Source organism: Psychrobacter sp. bablab_jr014 (genome assembly GCF_016464015.1).
Classification (GTDB): Bacteria; Pseudomonadota; Gammaproteobacteria; order Pseudomonadales; family Moraxellaceae; genus Psychrobacter.
The window spans coordinates 152,171-158,620 of record NZ_JACDXT010000001.1 but is presented as its reverse complement, the minus strand read 5'-3'; the positions used below and the strand labels follow the sequence as shown (position 1 = coordinate 158,620).

The following is a 6,450-nucleotide window of genomic DNA, read 5'->3' as shown; positions in this document are numbered from 1 at the left end:
CTTTGCTGACGACAATAGCACGATGGAACCACCTGATCCCTTCCCGAACTCAGAAGTGAAACATCGTAGCGCCAATGGTAGTGTGGTTCGCCCATGTGAGAGTAGGTCATCGTCAGCTCCTTTTTCCTAAAAAGCCCCCAATCAAACGATTGGGGGCTTTTTTTTGCCTATAACTTTCTGTAAAATCCCCCTCCCTCTATATTCCTCTATATTTCTACTTTATTCAAAGTTTTACAGAAGCGAGCACATGAAAAAAATAAATGTAATTGGCACCAGTGGTAGTGGTAAGTCCACTTTTAGCCGTCTTTTGGCAAATAAATTAGGCTATCCTTATTTGGAAATGGATGCTATATTTTGGAAACCGAATTGGCAAGAATCTACTGATGACGAGTTTTTCTTAAAGCTGAAACGTTCTCTAGCGCAAGAAACTTGGGTGCTTGATGGCAATTATAGCAGGACGACTGAAATAAAGTGGTCAAATGTTGACCATGTGATTTGGATAGATTATTCGTTCTCTCGTACGATGTATCAAGCGATAAAGCGTGCCTTCATACGCTCGGCTACTAAAACCGAGCTGTGGGGTACAGGCAATACTGAGACGTTTGCTAAGTCATTTTTTAGTCGTGATTCAATTATCTTATGGACATTAAAAACGTATAAACGCAAGCGTGTTCGCTACTCGAAGATGCTTCATGATCCTAGATATCGTCATATAAAATTTATCAGACTCACAAGTCCGAAAATGGCAAAGAAATTTATAGAAGAGTTAAACCGATAGCAGTAAGTCCACTCGAACTCATCTCATATTTCATTCTACGGTTACTGCTTTTCATGTCAGTTTAATTTATTCGAAAAGGCGCTGCATGACCTCTAATTTCAAAGGATTAAATAATGCAAGGTGAATACCTTTGTGGCAACGTAAAATTTGAAATCAAAGAAGAGATACGCAATTTCTATCAATGTCACTGTTCTTTATGTCGCAAAGTGACGGGCTCTTCATCGAACACCGCAACTTTCGTCAATGCCAGCGCGTTTCGCTGGATTTCTGGTGAAAGTAATATCCGCTCTTACAATAAGCCTAGTGGCTATCAGAGTGACTTTTGTTCGGTGTGTGGAAGCTTGGTTCCCAATAGTTTAAGAGAAAGCGGAATAATGTGAATTCCTGCTGGTTCGCTTAACGAACCGCTCACTTCCAAAATATCGGTTCATTTGCATACCAAATCTGCTGCCACTTGGGAAAAGGATTCTGCTGAGTGTGTTCGATTGAGTGGTGGACCTGAGAGCTTAGAGTGGCTTAATAATCTGTTGTAGTTCGTTTAACCTAGTAGAAAGTAAGTGGGAAGAGGGATAGAAGCAGTTGAAGGGGATTAGGTAAAAAAATGGTGGTATTTACTATTAAATAACTGAGGTAAAGAAAATAAGTGAAAGCTAAATTCGCGGGTATTCAGTATCTAGGTGACAGCGGTGTCACATAAGCTTGCAAAGAGGCAGTCATAAAGCTTGTACATGCTGGTGAAGAAATAAATGACGTGAAAATACTTACTTTTGAAGAAACTCACTCAAGTGCTCATGCGCTATTGCTTACTCTCAGATATGATATTCAGGCGATCATAAAGGGTGGTTTTGCTTCTGGTTACAATGGAGAAGCCCCAAGAGGATATGCATTCGTCTTAAACTTATTACGTAACTATACAGACAGTATTAACGAATACATTATTTCAAAATCGATTTTTGAACGTATCTCCAATTCAAGTTTAACTATGAAAGATTTGGACTATATCAATAGTATCAATCCAGTGCGTCCTGCTAGATGGTATGAGTCTGTTTATCTTTATAAAGAGCGTGAGCGTAGTGTTTTTAGTGAGTTTCCACTTACTATTCCTATGGCATTGCTTGACCCTCGCTTGATAGAGCTAGCCTTGGATTTTGATAAGAATCCAGATAGTGCAATAATGGGTGCATACCGAAAGCTGGAATCTATCGTCAAAGCGCGTACAGACTTGAATAATGAAAGTGGCGTTAAGCTGTTTGCAAAAGCATTCCAAGGTGATGATTCAATCTTATATTGGGAAAACTTAGATTCAGGTGAATCTAAAGGTAGAGCATCGCTATTTACGAGTGTCTATATGGCTTATCGCAACAAGCGAGCACATCAAGAACCTCGTCATGATCTAGGTGATGATATTCGAGAGTTTATGTTAATTAATCAATTGTTTGTTTTAGAGAGTGGAACAATTGTAAGACAGTAGCAATTAAAGGATATCTTTAATATCCATACTATGTGGTAGGTAGTTCCCTAATGTTTAAAGTAGATAGTCTGATGTATATCAGCAGCTGATAGAGTGGAGTAAAAGCTTGAAAGTTCAATGGAAGAAAAATAAAAATTTGAAGCCTAGCGTTATTCTAAAAAAGATTGATAACGAAAAAAAATTAGAAAATGGCAGAGTTAGCTTCTCTGGGTTTGAGTTTCAAGACGCTATAGTTGCTATAGAAAGCATGATAAATTTCCCAATTATAGCCAATGATTTGGATAAACATACTCTTATACAAAAAACAGTTTGGCAGGCCGCTAAGAATACTAAAATTGAACCTGACAAATTTCTTAGCATACTCAAAGATAATATTAGCATAGAGCTTAATAAGAGAAATAATACTTACTATTTATTGACTTCTTTGTCTATGAGACTATCACATACAAGGAAAATAAGTTTTGAAAATTTTAATTTTAGATTTTATAAAGATAATTTCCCTAAGAAATTTAGAGGTCGAAAAAATCTAATAAGTGAAAATAGAGATAATATAGAGACTGAATCAGATGGTTATACTAAAGTTGTAGTAGAATTGGAAGCTAAATCTGAAACTATTGCTGCTAATAAAGCAGTGAAAGCGCTTGATATTTTACGTGGATTTTTTTGCATACAATGTAATAGTTTTTCAGAGATTATTGGTAACGAGTCTGAGTCAATTAATAAGATTCGTTTAGGAGAATTCCATACACTACACAATGCATCAGGGGAAGTTTTTGAACAATCATTTTGGTATGATCCTAGCTATTCTAAAGCCAAAGTATATCTGTTCAGAGATGAAAAAAATGTTGTTAAAAATATTAGAAGTATAATTAATATTTTTTCTAAATTTAATAAAAATTATAGAAACATCATGTCTGATAGCATATTAAGATTTGTACGCGCTTTCGATGAAAAAAATCAAAATATTGCTATTTTGAGAGCTTGGGGAGCATTGGAGGCTCTCGCAGCACCAAATGAGAGTAATTTTGATTCTGTAACTACTCGATGTGCATTTATTTTTGAAGATTATGAATATCATAGACAAATACTTGAGCACTTAAGAGAGTATCGAAATAGAAATGTCCATGCTGGACAGGAAAGTGCAATAGCTAAAACTTACAGCTTTCAAGTTCAAAGATATTTTAGAGAATTATTTTTATTTCATATTAGAAGACAAGGTGATTTTGAATCTATAGAAGAAGCGAATAGATTTTTAGATTTACCTGCAGATAAGGATAAGATTTTTTATTTAAAAAGCATGGTGGAAAAGTCTATTAGCTTTAGAGGATATACATAGGCTTATTTTATTTATAACAAGGGTAGGGACTTAGCAACCATTGGCATTAATAGAAGTTTAATCTCTATAACGTATGAACTCTCAAAATTCTCTTGATATATCCAGTACACCTACTATATCTTAATAAATAAAACCATAAAAAAGAGAACCCCCATGACCACATCAAAAGTAAGATACGAAGGGCAGTTGCGTACTGCCGCGGTACATGTCCAATCAGACAACCGCATCATCACCGACGCACCGACCGACAATCACGGCAAGGGCGAGGCGTTTTCGCCGACCGATTTGCTGGCGACCAGTTTGGCAAGTTGTATGCTGACCATCATGGGCATCAAAGCCGAGCAGATGGGCATTGACATCACAGGTACGAGCGCTGAAGTGACCAAGATTATGGCGGCTGACCCGCGCCGTGTGAGCGAAGTGCATGTAATTGTGACCTTCCCGCAGCCGCTAGATGACAAGACGCAGACTATTTTTTATAACACCGCATTGACGTGCCCTGTGGCAAAGAGCCTGGATCCAGACATCACGCAAAATGTGACCTTCCGTACCGCACATCATGACAGCTGAGTACAAAAAAGTATTGCTGATGGTGATTCATGCGCCATCAGCGAACACCAAGCGCTTGCAGCACGCTGCGTATCAAGTCGTAACCGATGCGGACATTGATATTGAGCTGGTGCTGAAATCACCGCAAGACACCCAGCCTGAAGACGTGTTGGCGGCAGATGGACTGCTACTCGGCACGACAGAAAATCTTGCCTATATGTCGGGGCTGACCAAAGATTTTTTTGACCGTTGTTACTATCCCATTTTAGAGCATACCCAAGGTTTGCCATGTGCGGTATATATCCGTGCGGGACACGATGGCACAGGTACGAAAAATGCTTTAATGACCATCGCAACAGGGCTGCGCTGGCAATGGGTGCAAGCGCCTTTGATATTGCGCGGTGAGTGGCAAGAAGGCTTTACTGATGAGGTAAGCGAGCTGTCATTGACCTTGGCGGCGGGACTGGAGGCAGGCATTTATTAGTGCTACCTGTCGTTTTTGACTGAAGAATAATAACTTATAAAAAATAAGGAGCGCCCATGTCTGATATGCCAAATGCTGCACGCGGTAACACAATCTCGACGCGTGCCGCACTGCCATTTTCGCAAGCGTGTGAAAACAACCGCGAGCCGATTTTAAGCGCTCTTCGTGAGTTATTGACGGACAGCAAATGCGTCTTAGAGATTGGCTCGGGGACGGGGCAGCACAGTGTCTATTTTGCCCCGCGTTTGCCGCATTTATCTTGGCAGACCAGCGATATACCCGCGAATCACGCCGCCATACACGCGTGGCAACAGCAGTATCCTGCGGACAATGTGCAGCCGCCTTTGGCGTTAGACTTAACCTCGCTTGATGATATTCGTGCGGTGACCGCGCAGCCTTATGATGCCGTATTTACAGCAAATACCTTGCACATTGTTTCGTGGGATTTGGTACTGCGGTTGCTGGGCGTGGCAGGCTCGGTGTTGCCTGCGGGTGGGTTATTTATTGCTTATGGTCCATTTAACGAACATGGCGACTACACCAGCGCGAGTAATCGCCAGTTTGATGCGGCGTTGCAAGCGCGAGGTGTGGGCAGCGCCATTCGGGATATTGAAGCGGTGACGGCAGCGGCGGAACAGATACAGCTTTATTTAATCGACCGCTACGCCATGCCCGCCAATAACCAACTGTTGGTGTTTCAGAAGCAGCCTGATACGCTGTAATTTACGTCTTAAACTCCTTCCTTTTTTCTTTGCTTTTATCTACCCGTATGCTTTGTCTTTCTTAAATTTTTTAAACATTAAGGCATTAGCATCATGTTGTTTGGATATTTTTCATCCAAAAATGCCATATAGCGCGCCCAAGAGCGTTTGTCAGCGCGGGCGTCATAACGCTCGCTACCCATGACACTAAAGGCGTGCGGTGCGCCGCTGTAAGTAATCATCTCGTGGGGGACATTGGCAGTCTCTAGCGTCTTGCCTAGATTGGCAAAATCATCCATCGATACCGATTCGTCTGCTGAGCCGTGAAGTACAAGGATTTTGCCTTGGGTTTTGCTATAGTCTTGACGCGGCGGGGTGTCTAAGCCGCCATGAAAGGAGACAAACGCGGTCTGCGGAAAACCTGCGCGTGCCAGCTCTAGCGCGACCGTACCGCCGAAGCAATAGCCCATGGTCACGCCTTGACGCACATCATTGCCTTCCTCACGTCCTGCATTTAGCGCTCCTGTCAGTAGGCGGCGCATCTTGTTGCGGTCATCATACAATGCGCCTGTCAGGCGTTTTTTATCGTCAGTGGTGGTCGGGCGCACACCTTTACCAAACATATCAGCAGCAAAAACATTGTAGCCACGCTCGGCGAGCATGTCGGCGCGCATACGCTCATAATCGGTCAGGCCGTCCCAATCATGAATCAATAGGATAAACGGCGCGTTTGGTTTGTCGGCCTTGGCATAGTAGCCTTCAAAAGTTTGGTTATCGACTTGGTAGTCGACGCTTTGAGTGGTGATGGCAGCGGCAGATTGGCTGAAAGTAAGCAGACCTGCAGTGGCAAGCGCACTAAGTGCAGGAGTAGTAATGCGAGCAGATGGCAACATAAAGACCTCATAAATAAAATGGCAAAAAGGGGAAAGGTTAGGTTTGATAAATGTCAGGCACATCCTGGATACTAGCATGTACGCTTGTACAGACACATAAATGCTACGCCTTGGATGCAAACTTTAACCAAAGGCGAACAAGGTTTGTCATAAAGGTGTCGCTGTTTAGGGCTAGTATGGGGAGTTGATATAAAAATGTTTAAATCGGTAAAATCTGTACGACTATCAGTCTGTTATA

Annotated in this window: 8 protein-coding genes and 1 rRNA gene; 8 read left to right on the top strand and 1 reads right to left on the bottom strand. The window is 41.8% G+C overall.

All coding sequences use genetic code 11. The annotated features are described in order from the left end of the window. The first annotated feature begins 4 nt into the window (after positions 1–4). The 8 genes from rrf to JIE71_RS00575 all read left to right on the top strand — a co-directional run bounded on the left by rrf (position 5) and on the right by JIE71_RS00575 (position 5,340). Positions 5–118 (top strand): 5S ribosomal RNA (gene rrf, locus JIE71_RS00610). A gap of 129 nt (positions 119–247) precedes the next feature. Continuing rightward, positions 248–778: a shikimate kinase gene (locus JIE71_RS00605; protein WP_199506780.1), complete on the top strand. Its 531-nt coding sequence runs from the start codon at positions 248–250 to the stop codon at positions 776–778. Positions 779–891: 113 nt separating this feature from the next. After that, positions 892–1,158, top strand: a complete 267-nt coding sequence (locus JIE71_RS12540; RefSeq protein ID WP_199506779.1) for a GFA family protein — start codon at positions 892–894, stop codon at positions 1,156–1,158. Between the two features lie 371 nt (positions 1,159–1,529). Beyond that, the gene (locus tag JIE71_RS12520) at positions 1,530–2,249 is read left to right on the top strand and encodes a TIGR02391 family protein (protein WP_199506778.1); all 720 of its coding nucleotides are present in this window, start codon (positions 1,530–1,532) and stop codon (positions 2,247–2,249) included. A gap of 106 nt (positions 2,250–2,355) precedes the next feature. Further along, positions 2,356–3,585 carry a hypothetical protein gene (locus tag JIE71_RS00590; RefSeq protein ID WP_199506777.1) on the top strand — a complete coding sequence of 410 codons (1,230 nt, stop codon included), beginning with the start codon at positions 2,356–2,358 and terminating at the stop codon, positions 3,583–3,585. Positions 3,586–3,738: 153 nt separating this feature from the next. Continuing rightward, entirely contained in the window at positions 3,739–4,155 is a 417-nt protein-coding gene (locus tag JIE71_RS00585; RefSeq protein WP_199506776.1) for an OsmC family protein, read from the top strand. Next, on the top strand, positions 4,145–4,618 hold the full coding sequence (locus tag JIE71_RS00580) for a flavodoxin family protein (RefSeq protein ID WP_199506775.1): 474 nt from the start codon (positions 4,145–4,147) through the stop codon (positions 4,616–4,618). The genes JIE71_RS00585 and JIE71_RS00580 overlap by 11 nt, the downstream gene beginning before the upstream one ends. A gap of 56 nt (positions 4,619–4,674) precedes the next feature. Next, positions 4,675–5,340: a DUF938 domain-containing protein gene (locus JIE71_RS00575; RefSeq protein WP_228284477.1), complete on the top strand. Its 666-nt coding sequence runs from the start codon at positions 4,675–4,677 to the stop codon at positions 5,338–5,340. Positions 5,341–5,417: 77 nt separating this feature from the next. Here JIE71_RS00575 and JIE71_RS00570 read toward each other — a convergent pair whose 3' ends face one another. Continuing rightward, positions 5,418–6,212, bottom strand: a complete 795-nt coding sequence (locus tag JIE71_RS00570) for a dienelactone hydrolase family protein (protein WP_199506774.1) — start codon at positions 6,210–6,212, stop codon at positions 5,418–5,420. Between the last annotated feature and the right edge of the window lie 238 nt (positions 6,213–6,450).